Genomic DNA, 24,620 nt, shown 5'->3' with positions numbered 1-24,620 from the left:
GCCCGTCAGGAGCGGAAGATTTCTTCTCTGTTGCATGTGAGTTTCAGCTGTGCAACCGATTATGACAAGTCTTCACGTCATGAATATGACATGACATATTGGCAAAGTTCCTCCTGGGATATGGGATGCGTCGGAGGCGTTACATGAGGTTACGGAATAGGTTGATGGGCGCGGCCGTGGTCGTCGTCGCGTCAGGGTTGGGGCTCACCGGTTGCGGTCAGTCGTCCGATGGCGGCAGCGGGGACACGATCGAGCTCACGATCGCTCAGAACTCCATCTCGGGTGGCAAGAACGCGGCCGCGGCGGACTACATCACCAACTGGGTGATTCCGAAGTTCGAGGCCGCCGAGAAGGCCAAGGGAAAGAACGTCACGGTCAAGTTCGTCCCGAGCGGTGTCGACGACGAGCAGTACAAGACCAAGCTCTCCCTCGACCTCAAGTCGGGCAAGGGCGCGGACGTCTTCGACCTCGACGGCATTTGGGCCGGTGAGTTCGCCGAGGCCGGCTACCTCAAGCCGCTGTCCGACGTTGTCGGCGCCGACGCCGACAACTGGGACGGCTGGGCGCAGATTCCTCAGTCCGTCCAGGGGTTGGCCACCTACAACGGCAAGAAGTACGCCCTGCCGGTCGGCACCGACGGGCGGGTCCTCTACTTCAACAAGACCCTCTTCCAGAAGGCCGGACTGCCGGCCGACTGGCAGCCCAAGAGTTGGCAGGAGATCCTCGACGCCGGCAACAAGCTGAAGGCGGCCGGCGTTCCGGTGCCGATTCAGATCAACGCCGGCACCGCGATGGGCGAGGCCACCACCATGCAGGGCGTCCTCCCGCTCCTCGCGGGCGCGGGCGGCCAGTTGCAGCAGGACGGCAAGTGGACCGGCGCGTCCCAGCCGCTCAAGGACGCCCTCGGCTTCTACCAGAAGATCTACGGCGGCAGCGGCCTCGGCGACCCCAAGCTCCAGCAGGAGGCCAAGGGCCGCGACAAGTCCTTCCAGCAGTTCGCCGGCAACGAGATCGGCATCCTGCTGGAGAGCGACTACCTCTGGCGCGGCGTGCTCAACCCTGAGACCGGCGTGGCCAAGATGGCCGACCGGGACCAGAGCGTCGGCTACGCGCTCATCCCGGCCGAGGAGCCCGGCAAGGGCATCAACGGCCAGGACTTCGTGAGCATGTCGGGCGGCGCGCTGCGCGCGGTCAACCCGAACAGCGCCCACCCGAAGGAGGCGTTCGAGTTGGCGGCGTTCACGCTGTCGCCCGACGGGCTGAAGGAGGAGACCAAGAACGGCAACGTGCGCATCACCCCGCGCACCGACGTCAACAAGGAGATCCTCTCGAGCGAGCCGCTCCTGACCTACATCTCCGACAAGGTGGTGCCGCTCACGGCCTTCCGGCCGCCGGTCGCCGCCTACACGCAGGTGTCCGTGGCGCTCCAGGAGGCCACCGCCGAAGTGGTCAGCGGCAAGACGCCCGACCAGGCCGCCGCCGACTACCAGGCGAAGCTCGAAGGAATCGTCGGTGGCGCAGGCAACGTTGCCTCCTGAGGTCCTCGACGACGCGAAGGCCCGCCGCTACAGCGCGGACGCGGCGGGCCTGGGCAGGCTGAGGGCGGGCGCGTTCGTCGCGCCGGCTCTGGCGCTCATCTCGCTCTTCCTCGTGTTCCCCGCGCTCTGGGTGCTCTACCTCGGCCTGTCGAACTACCGCCTCACCGGCGCGGCCGCCGCCGCGCCCCAGTTGGTCGGGTTCGACAACTTCGTCAAGGCTCTGACGGACCCGGAGTTCTGGAATTCGACCTGGCTGACGTTCGAGTTCGTGCTCGGCTCGGCCGTCATCGGGCAGGTCGTGCTCGGCTTCCTGCTCGCCTGGATCATGCGTGACCGCACCGGCCCGCTCAAGCGGATCGTCGAGGGGCTGGTCATCCTCGCGTGGATCCTGCCCAGCGCCGTCGTCTCGTTTCTGTGGGTGGCTCTGCTCGACCGTGACGACGGCACCCTCAACACGCTGCTCCACTCGCAGGACTTCGCGCCGCTGCTCGACCACCCGATGTTGTCGATCATCATCTTCAACATCTGGCGCGGTGCCGCCTTCTCGATGATGTTGTACGGCGCGGCGCTCGGCAACGTGCCGCCCTCCCATCTGGAAAGCGCCCGGCTGGCCGGGGCCTCCGGCTGGCAGCAGCTCCGTGACGTGGTGTTCCCGCACATCAGGGGACACGTGCTGACCAACCTGCTGCTGATCAGCCTGTGGACGTTCAACGACTTCACACCGTTCCTGCTCACCGCCGGCGGGCCCGACGGCAAGACCGAGGTGCTGGCCGTCCACGTCTACCAGGTGGCGCTGCAAGGCGGCGAGCTGGGCTACGGCGCCGCCGTCTCCACCGTCATCCTGCTGATCAATCTGGTCGTGGCGGTGTTCTACCTGCGGCTGTTGCGGAGTAAGAAATGACACGGTTCGTGCTGCACCGGATCGGCTTCTACGTACTGATCGCCGTGCTGCTGGCCTTCTTCACCGTTCCGCTGCTGTGGCTGGCATCCGCGCCATTCACGTCGGACCCGACGTACAAGGTGCGGTTGCCCGACTTCACGTCCGAGAACTTCCGGGCGATTCTCGACAACCCTTACGCCCTCGGCTCGCTGTGGAACTCGGTCCTGCTGGCCGCGGGCACCGCCGTACTCGTGGTCGTGTTCGCGGCCCTGGCCGCGTACGCGCTCAGCCGGGTCCACCTGCCGGGCCGTGACGCGCTGCTCTACACGCTGCTGCTGCTCTCGTCGATCATCACGGGAACGGCCGCCATGGTGCCGCTGTTCCAGTTGGCGGTCGAGCTCCATCTGATCGACTCGCAACTCGGGCTGATCCTCATCATGACCGGCGGCCTGCTGCCGGCGGCCATCTTCATGATGAAGGACTTCATGGACTCGACGCCGAAGTCCTACGAGGAGTCGGCCCGCGTCTTCGGGGCCTCGCCGCTGCAGATCGTCCGTCACGTCGTCGTCCCCCTCGTACGGCCGGGCCTGGCCACCATCGCCGTCTGGGCCGTGGCCAACGTGTGGGGCAACTTCCTGATGCCGTATCTGTTGCTCAGCGACGTGGACAAGCAGCCTGCCGCGGTCATCATGTACACGCTGTACACCGAGGGCGGTCAGGCCAACATCAAGCTGCTGGCCACATTCGGCCTGCTCTACTCGGTGCCTGTGGTGCTCATGTACCTGTTCGTAAGCAAGAAGTACGGCTTCCGCTTCCACGGAGGGATCAAGCGCTGATGTCCGCAATCGAACTGCGGGGCCTGACCAAGGTCTATCCCGGGGGAGTGAAGGCGCTCGACTCGCTGGACCTGGCCATCCCCGACGGCGAGTTCTTCGCCCTGCTCGGCCCGTCCGGATGCGGCAAGACCACGTTGCTGCGCACGATCGCCGGTCTCGAGACCGCCACGGGAGGGGCCGTCGTCATCGGCGACCGCGACGTAACCGGTCTCCAGCCGGGCGCCAGGGACATCGCCATGGTCTTCCAGGACTATGCGCTGTTCCCGCACATGAACGTCACGGACAACATCGCCTATCCGCTGCGCATCAAGAAGGTCGGCAGGGCGGCCCGCCAGCAGAAGGCCGCCGAGGTCGGCGCCAGGCTCGGCCTGGAGCAACTCATGGACCGGCGCCCCGGCCAGCTGTCCGGCGGTCAGCAGCAGCGCGTCGCGCTGGCCCGCGTCATGGCGACACAGGCACAGGCGTTCCTGTTCGACGAGCCGCTGTCCAACCTGGACGCCAGGCTGCGCCTCGAGGCGCGCACGTTCCTCAAGAAGCTCCAGCACGAACTCGGCGTGACCACCGTCTTCGTCACCCACGACCAGGCCGAGGCCCTGGCCATGGCCGACCGGATGGCCGTCATGGAGTCCGGGCACATCCGCCAGATCGGCACCCCCGCCGAGGTGTTCCAGCGTCCCGCGAACACCTTCGTCGCCGGGTTCATCGGCTCGACTCCGATGAACCTGCTCGACGGGGTCGTCCGTGCCGACACCCTGGAGGTGACGGGCTGCAAGCTGGCGGTCCCGCAGTCGGCCGAGGGCCTGCTGCACGACGGAGAGAAGATCGTTTACGGCGTGCGTCCCGAGTACAACGTCTACTCGGCCGAGCCCGTGGACGGCTCGCTGGGCGGAAACGTGTCGATCGTGGAGAACCTGGGGGCGTCCTATCTGGTGACTCTGGACGTCAACGGGGTGCTCGTCCAGGCCGTCGTGCCTGAGGGTCACGAGCCGGCGATCGGCGACGAGGGTTACGCGCTGCCACGGCGTGACCGGGCCCTGATCTACCGCGACGGCGAGCTGGTGTCGGCGTGACCGTGATCCGCGGGCACTGGAGCCTCGACGACAGACTGGAGCGGATCCTGCGCGAGGTGCCGTTCGAGGTGCCCGCCGGGACTCGGGCGGTGACCGTCAAGCTGCGCTTCGACAGGTCGCTCGGGGTGCTCGACCTCGGGTGCGCCTCTCCGGACGGCTTCCGCGGCTGGTCCGGCGGGGCGCGCGACGAGTACACGATCACCGAGGAGTGGGCGACGCCCGGCTATTTGCCGGGCTCGCTGGAGGACGGCACCTGGCAGGTGTGGTTGCGGCTGCACCGGGTGCCGCCGCAGGGACTCGACTACTCGCTGGAGATCACCACCGCGACGGCCGTTCCGGCGCAGCCGGTCGCCGAGGAGCCGCCTCTCGGAGAGCGTCCTGCGCGCCGTGACGTCCCCGATGTGGACGGCCTGCGCTGGTTCGCGGGGGACTTCCACGCCCACACCCTGCACAGCGACGGCTCGCTGACCATCCCCGCGCTGGCCGAGCTGGCCGCCTCCCGGGGGCTCGACTTCCTCACGGTCACCGACCACAACACCACCAGCCACCACCCGTATCTGGCCGGTGTCGGCAAGGACCGGGGCATCACGCTGCTGCCCGGCCAGGAGGTCACCACCGACCGCGGCCACGCCAACGTGTTCGGCGACGTGGGCTGGGTCGACTTCCGGGAGCCGGTCGACTCCTGGATGCGGCACGCGGCCCGCGAGGGCGGCCTCATCTCGATCAATCACCCACTCGGGGGCGACTGCGCCTGGCTCCAGCCGGTGACCGAGCGGCCGCGCATCGCCGAGGTGTGGCATTCCGGCTGGTGGGACCGGCGCTGGGGCGCGCCCCTGGCCTGGGCCGACGCCTGGCGCCCCGACCTGGTGGCGATCGGCGCCAGCGACTTCCACAAGGTCGGCGAGGACGGGCTTCCCGGTCAGCCCACCACGTGGGTGCTGGCCGAGGACACCGGCTCGATCTTCGAGGCGCTGGCCGCCGGACGCACCGCGATCTCGGCGGGCCCCGGCGAGCCGCTGCTCGTCAGGCTCGGCGACGAACTGCTGGCGCTCGATGCCGACGGGCTGATCCTGGTCCGTCCCGGTGGCGACCGGCAGGTGATCCGCGGTGAGCGGGTGCTCGTCCCGGCGGGTGAGGGGCGGCATCGGCTGGAAACGTATGAGAACGAGGTCATGGCCATATGCGGGTGACACGCGCCGGCCTGATGCGCGCCAAGGGCCTGGACCCGATCGGCTGGGAGGCCGCATGACCGCCGAGATCGTCGTGGTCCCGCACACCCATTGGGACCGCGAGTGGTACGAGCCGTTCCAGCGCTTCCGCCTGAGGCTGGTGGCGCTGCTCGACGAGGTGCTCGACACGATGGAGCGCGAGCCCGGCTACCACTTCACCCTCGACGGACAGTTCGCCTGCGTCGACGACTACCTGGAGGTGCGGCCGGAGAACCGGGACCGCGTCGCCGCGCTGGTCGAGTCCGGGCGGCTCGCGGCGGGGCCGTGGCAGATCCTGCTCGACGAGTTCCTCTGCTCGGGTGAGAACGTCATCCGCAACCTGGAGCTCGGCATGGGCCGGGCCGACGAACTCGGCGGCGCCATGCCGGTGGGCTACCTGCCGGACATGTTCGGGCACATCGCGCAGATGCCGCAGATCCTCAAGCGGGCGGGCCTGCTGCACGCGTGCGTCTACCGGGGGGTGCCGTCGTCCGTGGTGACGGACGCGTTCGCCTGGGTCGCCCCCGACGGAACGGCGTTGCGGACCCAGTACCTGCCCCTCGGGGGATACGGCAACGGCGCCCACCTGTTCGAGGACCCCGCGCACCTGGCCGAGCGCGCCGCGGACTTCACCGCGCGGATGCGGGAGTGGCACGATTCCGAGGGCGCGCTGCTGGCGATGTACGGCGCCGACCATTCCGCGCCGGTGCGCGGCCTGCCGCAGATGGTGGCAGGCATCGGCGCCCGCATGGACACGTTGTCCGGTTATATCGGCGCCTATCCGGGGGAGGTGGACGGGCTGCCCCGGGTGTCCGGGGAGTTGCGGTCACACGCCCGCGCCAACATCCTGCCCGGCGTCATCTCGGTCCGCGCGCACGTCAAACAGGCCATGGGCCGCGCCGAGCGGATGGTGGAGCGCTACGCCGAACCGCTGGCCACCTTGTGGGGCGACCGCTGGCCGGGCCGCTTCCTCGACATGGCATGGTGGCGGCTGGTGGACGCCGGCGGCCATGACTCGGTGACCGGCTGCGGCGTCGACGACACGGCCCAGCAGGTGGCGGCTCGCATCGCCGAGGCCGAACACCTCGGTCAGGCCGTCCGCGACATGGTCACCGCCGGCCTGGCCGCCGTGGTGCCCGCGGACGGCGTGCTGGTCGTCAACCCGACGCCCACCCGGCGGCGCGGCATCGTGCTGATGGACGTGGCCGGGCTTGACCCGCTGGTCGATTCGACAGGCGCCCGGGTCCCCGCCCAGACACTGGAGCACGCGCCCACAGTTCTGCTCGACGCCGAGATGGACCCGGCCACCGCGCTGACCTTCATCCACGGAACCGAGCTGTACGGCCGGCACATCGTCGGCTGGGAGGTGGCCGGCGACACGCTCACCTTCACCGTGGCGAAGGTCTCCTCGGCGGCGTTCGACGTGGCCGAGGTGCGCGAAGCGCTCGACGGGGTCACCAGGGTGCGCATCGTCGCCGAGCCCCGCCGTACCGTGGCCGCACTCGTCGACGCGCCGCCGCTGGGGCACACCAGTGTGCGGCCGGAGGCGCACGGCGACGCCCACCGGGCGCCGGCCCCGTTCGCCGGAGTACGCGCCCGCGACCGGGTCCTGGACAACGGGCTGCTCCGCGTGGAGGTGGCGGACGACGGCACCTTGACCCTCACCGGGGCGGACGGCACCACGCTGACAGGCGCGGGCCGCATCGTCGACGGCGGCGACGTGGGGGACACCTACAACTACGCGCCTCCGGCCATCGACCGGATCGTCTCCGAGCCCTCGTCGGTCGAGGTGTCGGTCGTCGGCTCGGGGCCGCTGGTGGCCGCGTTCGACGTGGTCCGCACCTACCGGTGGCCCGCCGCGGGCGATGGCGTAAAGGGCATCCCGGAGATCCCCGCGGCGTCGAGGACCGAGGCCACCGAGGAGATCGTCGTCGGCACCCGGGTCGAGCTCCGGGCAGGCGAGCCGTACGTCAGGCTCCACGTCGAGTTCGACAACCGGTGTTCCGACCACCGGGTCCGGCTGCATGTGCCACTGCCCGCACCGGCGGCGGCCTCGCACGCCGAGGGGCAGTTCGCCGTCGTCACCCGCGGCCTCACCGCGGAGGGCGGGTGCGGCGAGGAGCCGTTGCCGACCTTCCCCGCCTCCTCGTGGGTGGCCGCCGGGGGAGTGGCGGCGCTGCTCGAGCATGTCACCGAGTACGAGCTGGTGAACGACGGGACCGAGCTGGCGCTCACGCTGCTGCGCTCGGTCGGCTACCTGTCGCGCAACCTGCACGCCATGCGGCCAGAACCCGCCGGGCCGCAGCTCGCGACCCCGGCCGCCCAGGTGCGGGGGCTGCGTTCGGTCGGCCTGGCGCTCATGCCGTACGGCGGATCCTGGGCGGCCGTCCCGCCCGCGGCGGAGACATTCCGCCACGACCTGCTCGCGGTGCCCGGAACGGGTCCGACCTCGCTCGACCTGCCCCCGGCGGCCTCCGGGCTGGCGGTCACCGGCGACGGCGTCGTGATGACCTCGCTGCGCGCCAGGGACGACTGGCGGGAGTTGCGCGTCGTGGCCCTGTCGGACACGGACACGGAGGCGGTCATCGAGGGTGCCTTCACCCGCGCCCGGTACGCCGACCTCCGTGGCCGCCCCGGCGATTCGATCGAGGCCGGCTCCGGCGTCGTCCGCCTGCCCCTGCGCGCATGGGAGATCGCCACCGTCCAATTGGCCAACTAGACGACAGGTGAACGGCCCCCGGACCTGCATGGGTTCGGGGGCTGATTGCTGTCCGGATTTATCGGAAATCAGGGCAATCCGTGAGTCGACCGGCGACGAATGAGAGACAGGAATCCGGCCGGATCCTTTCCCGAACGTCCCCGACCGGCCACTCGCGTGGCCGGGAGCCGAAAGGACCCAGCAGACAATGGAGCTGCGAACCAACCGGCGCAACCTCATCGCCCTCGGCCTGACGGGCGCGGTGGCCGTGTCGTCTCTCGCCCTGCTACGGCCGGAGGCCGGCGTGGCGTCCTCGCACCGCGAAGCACCCATGATCGCGGGCGACCCCCGGAACGACAACACCGACGTGTACGCCTTCGTCAGCCCGGACAGGCCCGACACCGTCACCCTGATGGCCAACTTCATCCCGTTCCAGGAGCCGAACGGCGGGCCGAACTTCTACCAGTTCGACACGAACTCGCGGTACAACATCAAGATCGACAACGACGGCGACGCGAAGCCCGACGTCACCTACCAGTGGGTCTTCCGCAACGAGGACAGGCGCGGCACCGGGACCTTCCTCTACAACAACGGTCCCGTCACCTCGCTGACCGACAAGAACCTGCTGTTCAAGCAGCGTTACACGCTCAAGAAGATCACGCATGCGGGGACGCGGACCCTGGTCTCCGACGGGATCGTGGCGCCGAGCAACAGCGGACCCGCCTCGATGCCGATGTACTCCGTGCTGCGCGCGCAGTCGATCAAGTGGCTGCCCGGTGGCAGCAAGGCGTTCGCCGGCCAGGCCGACGAGGCGTTCTTCGCTGACCTGCGGGTCTTCGACCTGCTCTACGGCGGCAACCTGTCCGAGGTCGGCCAGGACACCTTCAAGGGCTACAACGTGCACAGCCTGGCCCTGCAGGTGCCCAAGAAGGACGTCGCGCTGCGCGGGAACGCCGGTCGCAACCCGGTCATCGGCGTCTGGTCGACCGTGGACAAGTGGAGCCCGAGGGGCTACGTCCAGGTCTCCCGACTGGGTCAGCCCCTGGTCAACGAGGTCGTCGTCCCGGCCGCGCTGAAGGACGCGTTCAACGCGCTGCCTCCGGCGAAGGACGCGGACGTCCCGGCCGTGGTCAAGCGCGTCACCAACCCCGAGGTGCCGAAGCTGCTCCAGTCCATCTACGGACTCAAGGCGCCCAAGACTCCGCGCAACGACCTGGTCGAGATCTTCCTCACCGGCATCGCCAAGGCCAACGGCCCGATCAAGGCCGACCTCAACTCGCAGAGCCTCAACAAGGACGCGGGCAAGCTGCGTCCCTCGGAGATGCTGCGGCTGAACATGGCCATCCCTCCCGCCGCGAGCCCGAACCGGCTCGGCGTACTCGCCGGTGACCTGCAGGGCTTCCCGAACGGCCGCCGCCTCGGAGACGACGTGATCGACATCGCCCTCCAGGCGATGGCCGGCGCCGCTCAGACGGGCAAGCTCGTCGGCCCCCTGGCCGCCGGCGACAAGGTGAACAAGAACGACAGGCCGTTCAGCGTGCAGTTCCCGTACATCCCGCTGCCCGGCAACACGTCCGTCAACGCCGGCTGATCCGACGCGCGGGACCCGGTCCTCCCGGGTCCCGCGCCCGGTCCTGAGGGGATCATCGTGAAGACTTCCGCCACAGTCCGGATCGCCGCCGCCGTGCTGGGCACGGCCGCCGTCCTGACCCTGGGTGCCGCACTCATCCCCGGCGAGCGGCCGTCACCGGCCGTCACCGGCATGTCTCAGGCCGCCGGCGAGATCCCGGTCTCCGCCACCTCGGTCAAGGACACGATCCGGGCACTCACCACCCGGCTCCAGCGCCTGCCCCGCGACTACCAGGCCTGGGCCCAGCTCGGTTCCGCCTATGTCCAGCAGGCACGACTGACCGCCGACCCGTCCTTCTACCCCCGGGCCGAGCAGGCGCTGGCCCGTTCCCTCGCGCTGCGTCCCGGCGACTTCGCCGCGCTGACCGGCCAGGCCGCGCTCGCCGCCGGCCGCCACGACTTCGCCGAGGCCGTACGGCTGGCCCGGCTGTCGGAGGCCGCCAACCCGTACGGCCAGGGCGCCCAGGCTGTGCTCGCCGACGCCTACACCCAGCTCGGCCGGTACGGCGAGGCCACGCGGGCGATCGACAGGATGATGGCGCTGCACCCCGGCGTCGGGGCCTTCACCCGGGCGTCCTACGACGCCGAGCTCCATGGTGACCACACCACGGCGCGCCGCATGCTGGAGCGCGCCCTCGACGACGCCTTCGCGCCCTCCGACATCGCCTACTGCCGCTACTACCTGGGAGAGCTGGCCCTGCACTCCGGTGATCTGAAGCGTGCGACCGAGCAGTACCGCCTCGCGCTGAAGGCCGCTCCCGACTTCACCCCGGCCCTCGCCGGAACCGCCAGGGCCGCCGCGCTCAGTGGCCGGTCGGCGGAGGCGGCCGACCTCTACGGCACCGTGGTCGCCCGGCTGCCGCTGGCCCAGTACGTCACCGAGTACGCCGAGGTGCTGTCATCGGCGGGCAGGGACCCGGCGGACCAGTGGGCGCTGCTGCGCGCGCAGCGGGACCTGATGAAGGAGTCCGGGGTCAAGGACGACCTGACCTGGGCCGAGTATGAGGCCGATCACGGCTCTCCCGCGCTCGCTGTGGAACACGCCAGGGCCGAGTACGCCCGCAATCCCAACGTGGTCGCCGCCGACGCCCTGGCCTGGGCCCTGCACCGCGACGGGCACGACCAGGAGGCGCTGCCGTACGCCCGGAAGGCCACCGCCACGGGCTGGCGCAACGCGCTGCTCCACCACCACCGCGCGGAGATCGAGCGCTCGCTCGGGATGGACGAGGAAGCCCGCAGATCCGCGGCCAGGGTTCGCGACGCAGACCCCTCCTTCTCACCCGATCTTCCCGCACTGGCGAGGTTCTCATGATGCTCGGAAGGGTCGTCAGGACGGCGGCCGCCGCGGTCGTGTCCGGGATGGCGGTGTGCGTGACGGTCCTGCTGCCCGCCGATCCCGCCGCCGCCCAGACCGCGATCATGCACCCCCTGGGCAACTTCACCGTCAACCACTACAACGGCCTGCGGATCGCTCCGGACAGAGTGGAGAACCTGGCGATCGTGGACAGCGCCGAGCTGCCCACCCTCCAGGCCCGTTCCACGGTGGACGCCGACCGGTCGGGAACGGTCTCCGACGCCGAACGATCGTCGTACGGCACCGCCCGGTGCGGCGAACTCGCCGCCGCGCAGCGCCTGACGGTGAACGCGACCGCCACGCCGTGGCGGCTCTCCGAGGCCCGCTTCGTTTACGAGCCAGGGCAGGGCGGGCTGCAGGTCAGCCGCCTGACGTGCCGGCTGTCGGTGTCCGTGGCCACGCAGGGAAAGGTCGGGTTCAGCGACGGCTTCCTCGCCGACCGGCTGGGCTGGCGGGAGATCACCGCGGTGTCCACGGGCGGGGTGCGGCTGGCACAATCGTCGGTTCCCGGCGTCAGCGTCAGCCACGAACTGCGAGGCTATCCGGGCGACCTGCTGGCGAGCCCGCTCGACCAGCGCACCGCGGAGCTGAGCGTCGCTCCGGGGCCCGGATCCGTGGCGGTCGCGTCGCCCCTGGTGTCCGGCGGGCCGGTCGAGGAGGTGCTGGCCGCTCTGGACGGCACATTCACCAGGCTGATCGGCACCGGCTCCCTGACCGTGCCGCTGGGCCTGCTGGCCGTCCTTCTGGCCGCTCTGCTCGGCGCCGGCCACGCTCTCGCTCCGGGGCACGGCAAGACCATCATGGCCGCCTACCTGGCCGGGCGAAGGGGGCGTCCACGTGACGCGCTGGTCATCGGCGCCACCGTGACCGTCACCCACACGCTCGGCGTTCTCGTCGCCGGGCTGCTGCTGACCGTTTTCTCCACGCTCACCGGAGAATCCGTACTCGGCTGGCTGGGCCTGGCAAGCGGCCTGCTGATCACCGTCGTCGGCGCGGGTCTCCTGAGGTCCGCGTGGAACGCCCGGAACGGCGGTGAGCCTCACGGCCACGGCCACGGCCACGGCCACGGCCACGGACACGGTCACGGGCATGGGCACGGTCACGGGCATGGGCACGGTCACGGGCATGGGCACGGACACGGGCATGAGCACGGACACGGCCATGAGCACGGCGACGGACACGAGACTCGGGAGGGCGGCCAGGTGGCGCTGCTGGAGCGGGAGCGCGTCGCTCCCCTCCGAAAGGGGCGATCGCGAGGCGGGCTGGTCGGCATGGGAGTGGCCGGAGGCCTGGTGCCCAGCCCTTCCGCGCTCGTCGTCCTGCTCGGCGCGATCGCACTCGGCCGCACTTGGTTCGGGATCGCCCTCGTGCTCGCCTACGGCATCGGCATGGCCGCCTCCCTCACCGCCAGCGGACTGCTCCTGGTCAGGCTGGCAGGATCGCTCGACCGGATCGCCGTGAGGAGCCGCGGCCTGGCGGCCCACTGGTCGGCGCTGGCGCCGATCGCGACCGCCTGCGTGGTCATCGTGCTCGGCCTGGGCCTTGCGGTACGCAGCCTCACCGGAGCCGTCTGACCTGCTGGAGATCCGGCCGCCGGCACAACGCCGGCGGCCGCGTTCCGACTGTTTACGCGGATGGCGCCGTTCCCTAGGATCGGGCCGTCTCTTCGGCTGATCTTGTTGGATTTCGACGGCGCGCCCTAGCCGCCGCCGGAAGTGCGACCGCCACGACGTAGAACGGGGCCGAGCACCTCGGTGAGCTTCATTTCGACCTCGGCCAGCAGATCCTCGCCGAAGACGCACAGGGTGTCCTCCCAGGGATGCCCGAACGTGCCGAGACGAAGATCCGAGGTGAGGTAGAGGTAGTAGTCGCCATCAGGGTCGACCGCACCGGGCCATCGGGGGCGACCGGGACCTGAGACCCGGTGGGGGTCGAACCGATAACCCGCGTGGTTCCAGTCCAGCCAATAGAGGAACTCGCCCGGCCGCGTGCAGGCGACCAGCCCACGCTCGACGATGGCCTGGATCGCCTCGACGAGGGTGTCCCGTTCGCCTTTCAGAGCGGTGAGGTCCCAGGTGGCGGACACGGGCGGCTCTGCGATCCCCGGATAGCGTGTAGTGCTCGGCTTGAACGCGAAGCGTTTTTCGAAGGCGTCCCAGATCTCGTTGTGCTCAGGCTCGCCGAACAGCAGCGTGACCGGCCGAGTGGCCGGGGGCGTCACGGGCGGGTTCCACTGGTAGGACGTCGCTTGGGTGATCTCGCAGAAACCGATCTCGCGCAGCGCGGTCCGATGATCGCCGTCGGCCTCCGCGATCAGATAGCGAGGGTGACGGGCCGGGGAGGGCGCATATCGATGCTTAGGTTGCCGCGCCCATTCGGCCAACCCCTCCACGAGTTCGGGGTGAGGGGCGGTCATCCCACCCAGCGACACGAACTCGGTGTCCTGCACCACCTCGGCCCAACCGGCGCCCAGGAGCCCGGAACGGCCTTCCAGCACCAACACCTGCATGTCCCAGGCGAGGCCGTCAGCTTCCAACTCGGCGAGCGGGGTCCGCTGCGGCCCGGCTTCGGCGGCCAGGCGGCGAACGTCCTCGTACTCGCGTCCGTCGCCCGACAGCGGCCGAACTCTGCGCTTATGTGAGGGGACCCGAGGTGGGGGCGGGATCGTGTCGAGTGTCGCCACCAGCACAGACCGGTCCCATCCTCGGGTGAAACCCTCGGCTCGCAGGTGCTCGTCCAGACTCGGTGAGTCGTGGGAGTGCACCGTCCATCGGGCAGCTTCGCCCCGTTCGGCGAAGACGTCCCGCTGCCGGCGGACCAAGGCACCGATGTCGACGCCGGTCAGGTCCCCATGATCGACGGACCCATGTGTGCCGTAATGGGTTCGCACGACCGGGCCGTCTTGCTCGATCACCGCACCCACGGGCGGATCTTCCGGGACCCGCCCTCGTAACTGCGCGTCGTGGGTGGCCAGCAGGTAGGCGGCGGGGGTGTCTCCACGTCTCACATGGCCGACTCTAGACGTCTCCGTTCTCGGAGAGGACGCGCTGGGCGACGGCGAAGGCGGAGTTCGCCGCGGGGACGCCACAGTAGACGGCCGTCTGCAGCAGGACCTCCTTGATCTCGTCGGGGGTCAGCCCGTTGCGCAGTGCCGCCCGCACGTGCAGGGCCAGTTCCTCCAGATGACCGCGCGCCACCAGCGCGGTGAGCGTTATGCAACTGCGGGTCCGCCGGTCCAGGCCGGGGCGGGTCCAGATCTCGCCCCAGGCATAGCGGGTGATGAGGTCCTGGAAGTCGGCCGTGAAGCCGGTCGTGGCCGCCGCCGCGCGGTCCACGTGTGCGTCGCCCAGCACCTCGCGCCGCACCTTCTCGCCCTCGTCGTACGAGCTCATGGGGTCCTCCAGGGGGATTCGAAGTGGGCGGTGAGTGCGCCGGTGACGACGTCCGGCCGCTCGACGTTGGCGAGATGCGCGGCCTCAGGGACCACGAGGAGTTCCGCGTCCGGGATGCCGTCGGCGAGCACACGTCCGTGGTCCGGCGGCGTGGCGGGGTCCTGTGCTCCCGCGATGACCAGTGTCGGCGCCCCGACCAGGTGCAGCCGGTCCCGTATGTCGAAGGCGCCGATCGCCTCGCAACAGGCGGCGTATCCCTGCGGATCCGCGTGGCGCACCATGGCGAGGTACGGCTCGGCCCCGGCGAACCCGGGGGTGAACCACCGGGCCGCCGTGGCCTGAGCGACCGGCTCCATCCCCTCGCGCCGCACGAGCGCGGCCCGTTCGCGCCAGGGCTCCGGTGGGCCGAAGGACGCGGAGGTGCAGCAGAGCACCAGGCTGCCGACGCGTCCGGGCGCGGTGACGGCGAGCGTGGTGCCGATGGCCCCGCCCAGCGAGACGCCCGCGTAGGCCACCACGTCCAGGCCGTGCCGGTCCAGGACGGCCAGGACCATCCCGGCGAGGTCGTCCATGGTGAGGCCGTCCATGGTGAGGCCGGAGGTGGGGGAGTCGCCGTGCCCGGGCAGGTCGTAGCGCAGCACGCGCCAGCGGCGGGTGAGCGCGGGCAGTTGAGACTCCCAGAGGGCGAGGGAGGTCCCGAGGGAGGGGCCGAGGACCACGACAGGGGCCTCGGACGGTCCGTCGAAACGGTGGTGCAGCATCATGTGGTTCCCGTCCGCCGGCCGTCGCCGGGGTGTGCCGTGAAGGGGGAGCGAAGGTCAGAACTCAAGGAAGGCCGTCTCCCCTTCGCCCTGCAGTCGGACGTCGAACCGGTAGGTGCCGATTCCTTCGGCCCGCGCGACCAGCGTGGCCCGCAGGGCCGGTTCGAGGGAGTCCAGCAACGGGTCCGGCACGTCCTCGAGGTAGACACGGGTCAGCACCGGCCTGAGCAGGCCCCGGGCGAAGACCAGCAGCGCGAGGTACGGCGTGGCGGGCCGGGCCGTACGGAACCGATAGCCGCCGTCCGGCGCGGTGGGGCAGCGCCCGAAGCCCGAGACGCCGGGGCCCCGGCGGTCGAGCGCGCCACGGGTCCCCGTCTCGCCCAGCCACAACTCCAGCAGCGCGTCGGGGACCGGCTCGCCCGCGCCGTCGAGCACCCGGCCGGTCACCGTGATCGCCCCGGCGTGGTCCTCGGGGACGAGTTCCCAGCCCCGTTCGTACGGCAGGGCGTAGCCGAAGAAGGGACCGACCGTCTGGGACGGGGTCGTCATGAGTCCTCCATGGGGGTGCGTCCCAGCGTGACGTCGAACCGGTAGCCGAGGGCCCATTCCGGCTCGGTCGCGTCGATGTCGAACGCGGCGATCAGCCGTTCGCGGGCGGCGGGGTCGGGAACCGACTGGAAGATCGGGTCGAAGGGGAACAGGGGGTCGCCGGGGAAGTACATCTGCGTGACCAGGCGCTGGGTGAAAGCGGTGCCGAAGACGGAGAAGTGGATGTGGGCGGGGCGCCAGGCGTTGTGGTGGTTGCGCCAGGGGTAGGCGCCCGGCTTGATCGTGACGAAGCGGTAGCGGCCGTCGTCGTCGGTGAGACAGCGTCCCGCGCCGGTGAAGTTGGGATCGAGCGGCGCGGGATGCCGGTCGACCGGGTGGGCGTAGCGTCCGGCCGCGTTGGTCTGCCAGATCTCCACCAGCGTGTTCCTCACGGGGCGGCCCGCGGCGTCGAGGATCCGGCCGGAGACGGTGATGCGCTCACCCAGCGGCTCACCTGAGTGCTGCCGGGTGAGGTCCGCCTCGTGCTCCGCCACCTCGTGATGGCCGAACACGGGGCTGGTCAGCTCGATCGTGTCCGGATCGGCCTTGAGCAGCAGAGGCGGGCGGGAGGGGGCCCGCAGGAGGGTGCTGCGGTAGGCGGGACTCAGATAAGGGGGGTGCGTCATGAGGTTCCTTCGAGGACGAGCGCGAGTCCCTGCCCGACGCCGACGCACAACGTGGCGACGCCGTAGCCGCGGCCGCGGCGCGACAGCTGGTGGGCCAGGGTTCCGGCCAGCCGGGCGCCCGAGCAGCCGAGCGGGTGCCCGAGCGCGATGGCCCCGCCCTGCGGGTTGACGACCCCGGGGTCGAGGTCGGGCCACTCGGCGAGGCAGGCGAGCACCTGCGCGGCGAACGCCTCGTTCAGCTCGACCGCGTCGAGGTCGCCGAGGCCGATCCGCGCCCGGCCGAGGGCCCTGGCGACGGCCTGGACGGGCCCGATGCCGAAGTCGACCGGGTCCGTGCCCGCGACACCGGTCGACACCACGCGGGCGAGCGGCCGCAGGTCATGCTCGGCCAGGCCGTCGGAGTCGGTGACCAGCACGGCGGCGGCGCCGTCGTTCAGCGGCGAGGAGTTGCCCGCCGTGATGGTGCCGTCGGGGGCGAAGGCCGGCCGGAGCCGCGACAGCGCTTCGGGGGAGGTGTCCTCCCTGATCGACTCGTCGCGGTCGAGCCCGTCCTGCGTGACGACGGCCTCGGCGTCGAACAGGCCGTCCTTCCACGCGGCGGCGGCCAGCCGGTGGCTGCGCGCGGCCCAGGCGTCCTGGGCGTCGCGGCTGACGCCGTACCGCTTCCCGAGCATCTCGGTCGCCTCGCCGAGGGAGACCGTCCACTGTTCCGGCATCCGGGGATTGACCATCCGCCAGCCGAGCGTCGTGGAGTACAACTGCTCGTGCCCGCGGGGGAAACCGCGCTCGGGTTTGGGCAGCACCCAGGGCGCGCGGCTCATCGACTCGACGCCGCCCGCCACCACGACGGAGGCGTCGCCGCAGGCCACGGCCCTGGCCGCCTGGACGACCGCCTCGAGGCCCGAGGCGCAGAGCCGGTTGACGGTGGCGCCCGGCACGGAGACGGGCAGCCCGGCCAGCAGGGCGGCCATCCGGCCCACGTTGCGGTTGTCCTCGCCGGCGCCGTTCGCCGCGCCGAAGACCACGTCGTCGATCCTCTCCGGATCGAGACCGGGGGCCCGGTCCAGCAGCGCGCGGATCGCGTCGGCGGCCAGATCGTCGGGGCGCACCCCGGCGAGCGCTCCGCCGTACCTGCCGATCGGCGTGCGGACCGCGGCCGCGATGTAGACGTCTCTCACCACAGGTCGGCTCCCGTCTTCGCTCGTACGTCCTCGGCCGTGACGCCGGAGGCGGTCTCCACCAGGCGCAACCCCTCGCCGGTCACGTCGATGACGGCCAGGTCGGTGATGATCCGGTGCACACAGGCCCGGCCCGTCAGGGGAAGCGTGCACTCGGGCACGATCTTGGGTGTGCCGTCCCTGGCCGTGTGCTCCATGAGGACGATCACCTTCTTCGCGCCGTGGACGAGGTCCATCGCTCCGCCCATTCCTCTGACGATCTTTCCGGGGACGGCCCAGTTGGCCAGATCCCCCCGGGCCGACACCTGCATCGCGCCGAGAACCGCAACGTCGATGTGCCCTCCGCGGATCATGCCGAACGACAACGCGGAATCGAAGAACGACGCCCCGGGGAGCACCGTGACGGTCTCCTTGCCCGCGTTGATCAGGTCGGGGTCGACCTCGTCCGGCTCCGGGTAGGGCCCGACGCCCAGCACGCCGTTCTCCGAATGGACGACGACGGGCCTGCCGTTCAGATGGCCGGGGATGAGCGTGGGCAGGCCGATGCCGAGGTTGACGTAGCCGCCGTCGGGCAGTTCGTCGGCCGCTCGAGCCGCCATCTGCTCCCTGCTCCAGGACATCAGCGCACCGTCCGCTTCTCGATCGGCTTGTCGGCCGCCTCGTCGGGGCCGAGGGCGAGCACGCGCTGCACGAACACCCCGGGAAGGTGCACCTCGCCGGGGTCCAGGTCGCAGATCTCCTCGACCTCGGCGATCGTCACGCGTCCCGCCATCGCGGCGAGGGGGTTGAAGTTGCGCGCGGAGGCGTGGAAGACGAGGTTGCCGTGCACGTCGCCCTTCCACGCGCGGACCAGCGCGAAGTCGGTGACGATCGCGCGCTCCAGGACGTACGGCGTCCCGTCGAACTCGCGGACCTCCTTGGGAGGGGAGGCGACCGCGACGCTGCCGTCCGGGTTGTACCGCCACGGGAGCCCGCCCTCCGCGACGAGCGTGCCCACTCCCGCGGGCGTGTAGAAGGCGGGGATGCCGCAACCGCCCGCCCGCAGGCGCTCGGCCAGCGTGCCCTGCGGGATCAGCTCCAACTCCACCTCACCCGCGAGGTACTGCCGGGCGAACTCCTTGTTGTCTCCGACGTAGGAGCCGGTCACGCGGGCGATCTGGCCGGCCGCCAGCAACTCGCCGAGCCCGCGTCCGTTGGTGCCGCAGTTGTTGGAGACGACGTGCAGGCCGCTGACGCCGCGTTCGAGCAGGGCGTGGACGAGCACGGACGGCACGCCGGACAACCCGAAGCCGCCCACTGCCAGCGATGCGCCGTCGCCGACGTCCGCCACGGCGTCATGGGCTCCGGCCACCAGCTTGCTCATCCCTCCTCCCCGTACGGCAGGCCCACGTAGTTCTCCGCGAGCGTCGTGGCCGCCGCCTCGGAGGTGGTCACGTAGTCGAGATAAGAGGTCTGCAGCCGCCTGCCGTACTCGTCGTCGGAGTCGAAGGTGTGCAGCAGCGTGGTCATCCACCAGGAGAAGTGCTGGGCCCGCCACACCCGGGTGAGGCAGGCGCGGGAGTAGTCGTCGAGCGGGCCGGTCGAGCCGTCCGCGAAGAAGGCGCCCAGTGCCTCGGTCAGCACCCGCACATCGGCCACCGCGAGGTTCAGCCCCTTGGCCCCGGTGGGCGGCACGATGTGCGCGGCGTCCCCCGTGAGGAAGAGCCGGCCGTACTGCATGGGCTCGGCCACGAAGCTGCGCATCGGGGTGATCCCCTTCTCGATGATCTCGCCGGTGGCGAGTGTGAAGCCCGGCACGGTCTCCAGACGCGTCCTGAGCTCCGCCCAGATCCGCTCGTCCGGCCACGCGTCGATGTGGTCGTCGGCCGCCACCTGCAGGTAGAACCTGCTGATCTCGGGGGAGCGCATGCTGTGCAGGGCGAAGCCGCGGTCGGTGCGCGCGTATATGAGCTCGTCGGCCGACGGGGTGACCCTGGCCAGGATGCCCAGCCAGGCGAAGGGGTAGTCGCGCCGGAACTCGGTCAGCGTCCCTTCGGGGATCGAGGGCCGGCAGACCCCGTGGAAGCCGTCGCACCCCGCGATGACGTCGCAGTCCAGGCGCTCGTCTCCGAAGGTCACGTACGGCCGGTCCGTGCCGATGTCGTGCACGGCCACGTCGTCGACCTCGAACCGGACGTCTCCGCCCGCCGCGAGCCGGGCGGCGATGAGGTCCTTGACGACCTCCTGCTGGCCGTACACCGTGATGGCCCGTCCCGGCACCAGCTTCTCGAACGCGATGCGGTGGCCCGCGCCGCCGTACCGCAACTCGATGCCCTGGTGGGGCAGCCCCTCCCTGAGCAGGCGCTCGCCCACCCCCGAGGCGACGAGGGTGTCCACCGTGCCCTGTTCCAGCACGCCTGCCCGTATCCGCTGCTCCACGTACGCCCGTGAGCGTCGTTCCAGCACCACCGAGTCGATGCCGCGTATGTGGAGCAGGTGGGAGAGCAGCAGGCCCGCCGGCCCCGCTCCGATGATCCCGACCTTGGTTCGCATGAGACGAGCATTCGGGAGCGCGGGGGGTGGAGCGTAGTCTTTGCTTCTACTCAGTGGAATCGCCCGAACGATTTTCGGTGGTGAGGCGGATGGCCGGGGGCGCGCGCGATCCGGGACGTTCGGTCACCTCGCGTGTCCTGGCGATCCTCGACGCCTTCGACGTCGATCACTCCCGGCTGACACTGAGCGAGATCGCGGCCCGCAGCGGGATGGCCCTGAGCACCGTCCACCGGCTGGTCGGCGAGCTCGAGGAGTGGCAGGCGCTGCGCCGCACGGCGGACGGGAGCTACCACATCGGGATCCGGTTGTGGGAGCTCGGGCAACTCGCCCCCGACTCCTTGCAGGCGGTCGCGCATCCCTGGCTGCAGGAGCTGTTCGGCAGCACGGGGGAGAACGTCCACCTGGCGATCCGCGAGGGCGTCGAGGTGCTCTACGTGGACCGGGTGTTCGGCAAGCGCGCGGTGCCGATCGTCTCGCACACCGGAGGCCGCCTGCCCATGCACTGCACCGGCGTCGGCAAGGCGCTCCTCGCGTTCGAGCCCGGCTGGTTCGTGACGTCCTTCCTGTCGCGTCCGCTGGAGCGGTTCACCCCGCACACGGTCACCGAGCCGGGACGGCTGTCGCGGGAGCTCGCCCAGATCCGAGCCCGCGGATACGCCGTCACCCATGAGGAGATGACGCTCGGCTCATGCTCCGCGGCCGCGCCGATCATCGCGGACGGCGTGCCGGTGGCGGCGGTGGGGATCGTCGTCTCGTCGCGGCGTGTGCGGGAGTTGCCGCGCCTGGTCGACCCGCTCCTGGCGGCCACCGGCGGCATCGCCCGGGCCTACCAGACCGCCGTCGCTCCGCCGGCGCGGCCGCGTGGCCGCTCGGAGTGAGAGCGCACGGTACAGAGTCGCGGGTCAGGACCCGCCACGGCGTCGCCGCGGCACGACGCGGCGCCACCAGCGAGGCTTGATCTCCCCGGTCGCGCGAGGCGGCTCATCGCCGTCGTCGGGCGTCAGGACTCGTGAGGCCAGGGCCCGGACGTCGGGATTCATCTCCGGGGTCGCCAGCGTCAGCAGCGCCAGCGACTCCAGGAGGGTGACGGGGCGCGTGCGGCTCGCCTCCATCGCCGCGATGAAGCGCCATCCGACCAGTTCGGCGACGTCGGCACGGGTGTCAGGCGTCACCCACGCCGTCGCGACCAGCCCCAGCAGGGCCGTCTCGGTCACCCAGTCCTCCGGCCCGTATGCCAGATCGATGAGCACCGCCCGCCGGTCGGAGGCGGCCCAGGGCTGGTCCGCCCGATGATGGGCGATGCCGAGGCAGGCCCACGCCTGGACCGAGCGGATCCACTCCGGCCAGGTGGCCGCGTCGTCCTTCAGCGGCGCCGGCGGGTGGACCAGAACGCCGAGGAGGTCGTCGAGGGGCAGACCCGACAGGCGCACCGCGTGATCGTAGGCGGCGAGGAGATGCGGCCATCCCTCCTGGGCGATGTCCTGCAGCGCGCGGGCAGCCTCGGGTGACGGCGGGGCGGCCGACGGCCGGGCCTCGGTTCCCTCGTAGTCCCACACCCTTCTGCCGATCGAGCGGACCGGGCCCGCCGCGAACACATCAGGAACAGGCGACCGCGGGTCGGGGTCGGGAACGCCGTCGATCGTCAGCGTGAAGTCCGCGAGAGAGCGTTTGAAGGCCAGCAGGGCGCTCGGCGGCTCCGGCGCCGAGACGGTCAACGTTCCCCCGCTCGGCTTCTCCTCCGCCTCCAGCACCTGGGACAGCACGTTGACGACCGACTCTGAGGGCGCCGGCACCGGGCCGAGCCAGAAACGACGCTGGGACCAGGACGTCAGCACGCCCTCGGCGTGCGAATTGTCGGGGTGTTCGCGCAGGTGGTCGGCGAGGTCGATCAAGTGGCGCACGTCGCCGTCGCGTGCGAAGCGCATGCCGCACGCCGTGGGGAAGGCGTTCTCCTGGTGCGGCTCGCGTTCGAGGACGCGTTCCACCCAGACGAGCCCGTCCTCGGCGCGTCCGCTCGTCGCGAGCAGTTCCGCGATGTCGGTCTCCACCGCGGCGTTGCCGGGATCGTGCTCCAGGGCGCGCAGGAAGGCCCGCTCGGCCTCGGCCCAGCGCTTCATGCTCCGGTAGGCGTACGCCACGGCCACCGACGCCTGCAGCGAAGGGGCCGCCTTCTCCGAGCGCAGAGCCGTGTCGAGCGCCTCGTCCCACAACTCCATGCGGCGGGACAGCACGGACGTGACCCACAGGATCCCGGCGTGTTCCGGCCACAGACCGGCCGAGTTGCGCACCAGCGAGAGGTACGGCTGGACGCCGGGCCGCATGTCGCGCGGGATCGGGTCGGGAAGCACCCGGAGCAGCCGGGCGGCCAGGGCGCACAGGTCGTCCGGCGGCACCCGGGTGGCGAGCGCGCCGTCGAGCACCCAGGGGACGTCCGCCCACCGGCCCGCCGGTTGATGGCACTGAGCCGACACGAGCAGGCCGAGGGCCTCGTCGTGCTCCCCGTCGGCGGCCAGCACGTGCGCGCGGGCGACGACCGCGCCGAGGAAGGCCGGCTGCTCGACCGGGAACAGGTCGAGGCGGTCCTTCGAGCGTGCGGTGAGCACCGTCAGCAGCTCATGGGCGTCCGGCAGCGTGGGATCGCAGACCAGGGCGTTCGCGATGTGCTCCGCCGCGTGCTGCCGTTCACCGTCGTCGAGGGCCAGGCGGGCCATGCTCAGCTCGCCTTCTGCCTCCATGCGGCGGTCTCCCATGCCCTCCGGTGCTGGCGTCACAAAAACTCCTCATCCGCGGCAAATGAGGACCTACGATGCCATGCCCGGACACCGAACACGAACCCGCTCGCTTCGGGCGGTCAGCGCACGGAGAACGGTGCTCCGTGGCCGGGGACGATCAAGGCGGGGGAGAGGCCGAGCAGGCGTTCGCGCGACGTGAGAAGCAGGGCGCCGTCCACGGCGAGCGGGTCCTCGGCCGGGCCGTCGGCGTTCCACCACAGGTGGGTGAGCGCGACCAGTCCGTCGTCCGTCTCCACGAGGGTGGTGATGTCCTCCGGGCTGTGGCCGGGGGTGCGCATCAGCCGTACGGACTCGGAGAGCGCGAAGCCGTCCGCGTCCCGGTCGTCCCAGCGGTCGCCCTGGTAGATCGCCCAGTGGTCGTGGAAGCGGGCCTCGGAGAACAGCGCCGCGTTGAGCGTGTGGTCGGGATGGTGGTGCGAGAACACCACGTCGGTCACGTCCGCGGGAGTCAGGCCGAGCGCCTCGATCGGATCGAGGATCAGGCGCCGGTCCGCCACCATTCCGGGATCCACGACGGCGATCGTCGACCCGTCCCTGATGAGGGTCACCGTGCCGGCCACCCGGTCTCCGACGTAGCCTTCGGTCAGCACATGAACTGTCGCCATCCCGCCAGACTATTCACCTTCACCCGACCCATCTGCGCCGAGGGCGGCTCAGACGACGTCCGCCTCCGTCGTCGCCTCGATGATCGAGGCGAGGCCCGCGCTGATCGGGTACGGCCGCTCGACGGGAAGCAGCCCGGCGGGATCCTGACCGCTCCTGACGACCGCGTGGGCGGTGCGGACCAGGTCGGTGATGTCGGTGATCGCCACGGTCCACTCGTCCAGGTAGCGGTCGACGGCCTCGCCGGACAGGCCGATCTGGATCGACCGGTACGGCAACGCGTTGTGGTGCGGGTCGCGTTCGGGGTCCCACTGGACGCGGACCGGAGACCGCCGCAGCCGCGCCGCCCAGTCCGCCTGGTCGGCGCCGTGGGCCGGGTGGCTCAGGCACGAACGGCCGAGCGCCCACTCGAACCCCGCGCGCGTGATGTCGATCGCCAGGACGCGGCCCTGCCCGGCCTTGGTGGCCCAGCCGCAGCGGTACATCATCCAGAGGAAGGACGGCTTGATCCAGGTCATCCGTTCTCGCTTGAACGGGGGGACGAACCGCTGCGCGGCGACGGCGGGTCCCGCGACGGCCGGATCATAGGCCTGGTAGACGGTGATGGACTCCTCGGAGTACGCGGCACGGATCTGCCGATAGGGGATGTTCATGGCCGCTACGGTGCCGAACCCGGCGATCGCCGGGCAACACAATTAGCGCACCGGCGACGAATCGAATCCGCCCTGCGGGCTTGACCTTGACGCAGCGTCAACCCTCCATCGTGGCTGTCATGAGCATTTCTCCAACAGCCGATCTCCAGGCGCCCGCGATCCATGTGCAGGGCCTGGAGAAGTCGTACAAGACGCTGCAGGTGCTGCGCGGTGTGGACTTCGACGTGGCGCGGGGCAGCATCTTCGCCCTGCTCGGCTCCAACGGGGCGGGCAAGACCACGG

Annotated in this window: 22 protein-coding genes; 10 read left to right on the top strand and 12 right to left on the bottom strand. The window is 70.7% G+C overall.

Features of this window, described 5'->3' with window-relative positions:
- The first annotated feature begins 143 nt into the window (after positions 1-143).
- The 9 genes from Pmi06nite_RS06235 (at position 144) to Pmi06nite_RS06195 (ending at position 12,787) form a co-directional block, all read left to right on the top strand.
- Positions 144-1,538 carry an extracellular solute-binding protein gene (locus Pmi06nite_RS06235; protein WP_239113710.1) on the top strand — a complete coding sequence of 465 codons (1,395 nt, stop codon included), beginning with the start codon at positions 144-146 and terminating at the stop codon, positions 1,536-1,538.
- Positions 1,513-2,439 carry a carbohydrate ABC transporter permease gene (locus Pmi06nite_RS06230; protein WP_203951893.1) on the top strand — a complete coding sequence of 309 codons (927 nt, stop codon included), beginning with the start codon at positions 1,513-1,515 and terminating at the stop codon, positions 2,437-2,439. The genes Pmi06nite_RS06235 and Pmi06nite_RS06230 overlap by 26 nt, the downstream gene beginning before the upstream one ends.
- Complete coding sequence (locus Pmi06nite_RS06225) at positions 2,436-3,254, top strand: carbohydrate ABC transporter permease (RefSeq protein ID WP_203951892.1); 819 nt, start codon at positions 2,436-2,438, stop codon at positions 3,252-3,254. The genes Pmi06nite_RS06230 and Pmi06nite_RS06225 overlap by 4 nt, the downstream gene beginning before the upstream one ends.
- The gene (locus Pmi06nite_RS06220) at positions 3,254-4,324 is read left to right on the top strand and encodes an ABC transporter ATP-binding protein (RefSeq protein ID WP_203951891.1); all 1,071 of its coding nucleotides are present in this window, start codon (positions 3,254-3,256) and stop codon (positions 4,322-4,324) included. The genes Pmi06nite_RS06225 and Pmi06nite_RS06220 overlap by 1 nt, the downstream gene beginning before the upstream one ends.
- Complete coding sequence (locus Pmi06nite_RS06215; RefSeq protein ID WP_239113709.1) at positions 4,321-5,514, top strand: CehA/McbA family metallohydrolase; 1,194 nt, start codon at positions 4,321-4,323, stop codon at positions 5,512-5,514. Before Pmi06nite_RS06220 ends, Pmi06nite_RS06215 begins: the two co-directional genes overlap by 4 nt.
- A gap of 55 nt (positions 5,515-5,569) precedes the next feature.
- Positions 5,570-8,251 carry a glycoside hydrolase family 38 N-terminal domain-containing protein gene (locus tag Pmi06nite_RS06210; protein ID WP_203951890.1) on the top strand — a complete coding sequence of 894 codons (2,682 nt, stop codon included), beginning with the start codon at positions 5,570-5,572 and terminating at the stop codon, positions 8,249-8,251.
- Between the two features lie 187 nt (positions 8,252-8,438).
- Positions 8,439-9,821, top strand: a complete 1,383-nt coding sequence (locus Pmi06nite_RS06205) for a DUF4331 domain-containing protein (RefSeq protein WP_203951889.1) — start codon at positions 8,439-8,441, stop codon at positions 9,819-9,821.
- A gap of 57 nt (positions 9,822-9,878) precedes the next feature.
- Positions 9,879-11,171, top strand: coding sequence for a tetratricopeptide repeat protein (locus tag Pmi06nite_RS06200; RefSeq protein WP_203951888.1), 1,293 nt, complete (start codon positions 9,879-9,881; stop codon positions 11,169-11,171).
- Positions 11,168-12,787, top strand: a complete 1,620-nt coding sequence (locus tag Pmi06nite_RS06195) for a HoxN/HupN/NixA family nickel/cobalt transporter (protein WP_239113708.1) — start codon at positions 11,168-11,170, stop codon at positions 12,785-12,787. The genes Pmi06nite_RS06200 and Pmi06nite_RS06195 overlap by 4 nt, the downstream gene beginning before the upstream one ends.
- Before the next feature lie 125 nt (positions 12,788-12,912).
- Here the strand turns inward: Pmi06nite_RS06195 and Pmi06nite_RS06190 are convergent, their stop codons facing one another.
- Genes Pmi06nite_RS06190 through pobA form a run of 9 tightly spaced genes read right to left on the bottom strand, consistent with a single transcriptional unit; the run spans position 12,913 to position 20,290 of the window.
- Entirely contained in the window at positions 12,913-14,220 is a 1,308-nt protein-coding gene (locus tag Pmi06nite_RS06190; protein ID WP_239113707.1) for a DUF2716 domain-containing protein, read from the bottom strand.
- Between the two features lie 10 nt (positions 14,221-14,230).
- On the bottom strand, positions 14,231-14,605 hold the full coding sequence (gene pcaC / locus Pmi06nite_RS06185) for a 4-carboxymuconolactone decarboxylase (protein ID WP_203951887.1): 375 nt from the start codon (positions 14,603-14,605) through the stop codon (positions 14,231-14,233).
- Positions 14,602-15,369: a 3-oxoadipate enol-lactonase gene (gene pcaD / locus Pmi06nite_RS06180; RefSeq protein WP_203951886.1), complete on the bottom strand. Its 768-nt coding sequence runs from the start codon at positions 15,367-15,369 to the stop codon at positions 14,602-14,604. The genes pcaC and pcaD overlap by 4 nt, the downstream gene beginning before the upstream one ends.
- 54 nt (positions 15,370-15,423) lie before the next feature.
- The gene (locus Pmi06nite_RS06175; protein ID WP_203951885.1) at positions 15,424-15,915 is read right to left on the bottom strand and encodes a dioxygenase family protein; all 492 of its coding nucleotides are present in this window, start codon (positions 15,913-15,915) and stop codon (positions 15,424-15,426) included.
- A complete protein-coding gene (gene pcaH, locus Pmi06nite_RS06170; RefSeq protein WP_203951884.1) occupies positions 15,912-16,580 on the bottom strand; it encodes a protocatechuate 3,4-dioxygenase subunit beta in 669 nt (222 codons plus the stop codon). The genes Pmi06nite_RS06175 and pcaH overlap by 4 nt, the downstream gene beginning before the upstream one ends.
- Complete coding sequence (locus tag Pmi06nite_RS06165; protein ID WP_203951941.1) at positions 16,577-17,758, bottom strand: thiolase family protein; 1,182 nt, start codon at positions 17,756-17,758, stop codon at positions 16,577-16,579. Before Pmi06nite_RS06165 ends, pcaH begins: the two co-directional genes overlap by 4 nt.
- Positions 17,755-18,378, bottom strand: a complete 624-nt coding sequence (locus Pmi06nite_RS06160) for a CoA transferase subunit B (RefSeq protein WP_203951883.1) — start codon at positions 18,376-18,378, stop codon at positions 17,755-17,757. The genes Pmi06nite_RS06165 and Pmi06nite_RS06160 overlap by 4 nt, the downstream gene beginning before the upstream one ends.
- On the bottom strand, positions 18,378-19,121 hold the full coding sequence (locus Pmi06nite_RS06155; RefSeq protein WP_203951882.1) for a CoA transferase subunit A: 744 nt from the start codon (positions 19,119-19,121) through the stop codon (positions 18,378-18,380). The genes Pmi06nite_RS06160 and Pmi06nite_RS06155 overlap by 1 nt, the downstream gene beginning before the upstream one ends.
- On the bottom strand, positions 19,118-20,290 hold the full coding sequence (gene pobA, locus Pmi06nite_RS06150) for a 4-hydroxybenzoate 3-monooxygenase (RefSeq protein WP_203951881.1): 1,173 nt from the start codon (positions 20,288-20,290) through the stop codon (positions 19,118-19,120). The genes Pmi06nite_RS06155 and pobA overlap by 4 nt, the downstream gene beginning before the upstream one ends.
- 89 nt (positions 20,291-20,379) lie before the next feature.
- Between pobA and Pmi06nite_RS06145 the strand changes: the two genes are divergently transcribed.
- A complete protein-coding gene (locus Pmi06nite_RS06145) occupies positions 20,380-21,168 on the top strand; it encodes an IclR family transcriptional regulator (protein ID WP_203951880.1) in 789 nt (262 codons plus the stop codon).
- A 24-nt stretch (positions 21,169-21,192) separates the two neighbouring features.
- Here the strand turns inward: Pmi06nite_RS06145 and Pmi06nite_RS06140 are convergent, their stop codons facing one another.
- The 3 genes from Pmi06nite_RS06140 to Pmi06nite_RS06130 all read right to left on the bottom strand — a co-directional run bounded on the left by Pmi06nite_RS06140 (position 21,193) and on the right by Pmi06nite_RS06130 (position 24,338).
- On the bottom strand, positions 21,193-23,061 hold the full coding sequence (locus Pmi06nite_RS06140) for a tetratricopeptide repeat protein (protein ID WP_239113706.1): 1,869 nt from the start codon (positions 23,059-23,061) through the stop codon (positions 21,193-21,195).
- A gap of 80 nt (positions 23,062-23,141) precedes the next feature.
- Positions 23,142-23,687, bottom strand: a complete 546-nt coding sequence (locus Pmi06nite_RS06135) for an MBL fold metallo-hydrolase (RefSeq protein ID WP_203951879.1) — start codon at positions 23,685-23,687, stop codon at positions 23,142-23,144.
- A gap of 48 nt (positions 23,688-23,735) precedes the next feature.
- Positions 23,736-24,338: a DUF4291 domain-containing protein gene (locus Pmi06nite_RS06130; RefSeq protein WP_203951878.1), complete on the bottom strand. Its 603-nt coding sequence runs from the start codon at positions 24,336-24,338 to the stop codon at positions 23,736-23,738.
- Between the last annotated feature and the right edge of the window lie 282 nt (positions 24,339-24,620).

The sequence above is a fragment of the Planotetraspora mira genome (assembly GCF_016863275.1).
GTDB classification, from domain to species: Bacteria; Actinomycetota; Actinomycetes; order Streptosporangiales; family Streptosporangiaceae; genus Planotetraspora; species Planotetraspora mira.
The sequence above is the reverse complement of the archived record's forward strand: the minus strand, read 5'-3'. Positions and strand labels throughout refer to the sequence as shown.

Bases quoted from the DNA above. Each gene is read 5' to 3' on its own strand.
- Pmi06nite_RS06220 (WP_203951891.1), top strand. From the start codon at position 3,254: ATGTCCGCAATCGAACTGCGGGGCCTGACCAAGGTCTATCCCGGGGGA.
- pcaH (WP_203951884.1), bottom strand. From the start codon at position 16,580: ATGACGCACCCCCCTTATCTGAGTCCCGCCTACCGCAGCACCCTCCTG.
- Pmi06nite_RS06235 (WP_239113710.1), top strand. From the start codon at position 144: ATGAGGTTACGGAATAGGTTGATGGGCGCGGCCGTGGTCGTCGTCGCG.
- Pmi06nite_RS06210 (WP_203951890.1), top strand. From the start codon at position 5,570: ATGACCGCCGAGATCGTCGTGGTCCCGCACACCCATTGGGACCGCGAG.
- Pmi06nite_RS06175 (WP_203951885.1), bottom strand. From the start codon at position 15,915: ATGACGACCCCGTCCCAGACGGTCGGTCCCTTCTTCGGCTACGCCCTG.
- Pmi06nite_RS06130 (WP_203951878.1), bottom strand. From the start codon at position 24,338: ATGAACATCCCCTATCGGCAGATCCGTGCCGCGTACTCCGAGGAGTCC.
- Pmi06nite_RS06225 (WP_203951892.1), top strand. From the start codon at position 2,436: ATGACACGGTTCGTGCTGCACCGGATCGGCTTCTACGTACTGATCGCC.
- Pmi06nite_RS06135 (WP_203951879.1), bottom strand. From the start codon at position 23,687: ATGGCGACAGTTCATGTGCTGACCGAAGGCTACGTCGGAGACCGGGTG.
- Pmi06nite_RS06155 (WP_203951882.1), bottom strand. From the start codon at position 19,121: ATGAGCAAGCTGGTGGCCGGAGCCCATGACGCCGTGGCGGACGTCGGC.
- Pmi06nite_RS06195 (WP_239113708.1), top strand. From the start codon at position 11,168: ATGATGCTCGGAAGGGTCGTCAGGACGGCGGCCGCCGCGGTCGTGTCC.
- Pmi06nite_RS06205 (WP_203951889.1), top strand. From the start codon at position 8,439: ATGGAGCTGCGAACCAACCGGCGCAACCTCATCGCCCTCGGCCTGACG.
- pobA (WP_203951881.1), bottom strand. From the start codon at position 20,290: ATGCGAACCAAGGTCGGGATCATCGGAGCGGGGCCGGCGGGCCTGCTG.
- pcaC (WP_203951887.1), bottom strand. From the start codon at position 14,605: ATGAGCTCGTACGACGAGGGCGAGAAGGTGCGGCGCGAGGTGCTGGGC.
- Pmi06nite_RS06160 (WP_203951883.1), bottom strand. From the start codon at position 18,378: ATGTCCTGGAGCAGGGAGCAGATGGCGGCTCGAGCGGCCGACGAACTG.
- pcaD (WP_203951886.1), bottom strand. From the start codon at position 15,369: ATGATGCTGCACCACCGTTTCGACGGACCGTCCGAGGCCCCTGTCGTG.
- Pmi06nite_RS06145 (WP_203951880.1), top strand. From the start codon at position 20,380: ATGGCCGGGGGCGCGCGCGATCCGGGACGTTCGGTCACCTCGCGTGTC.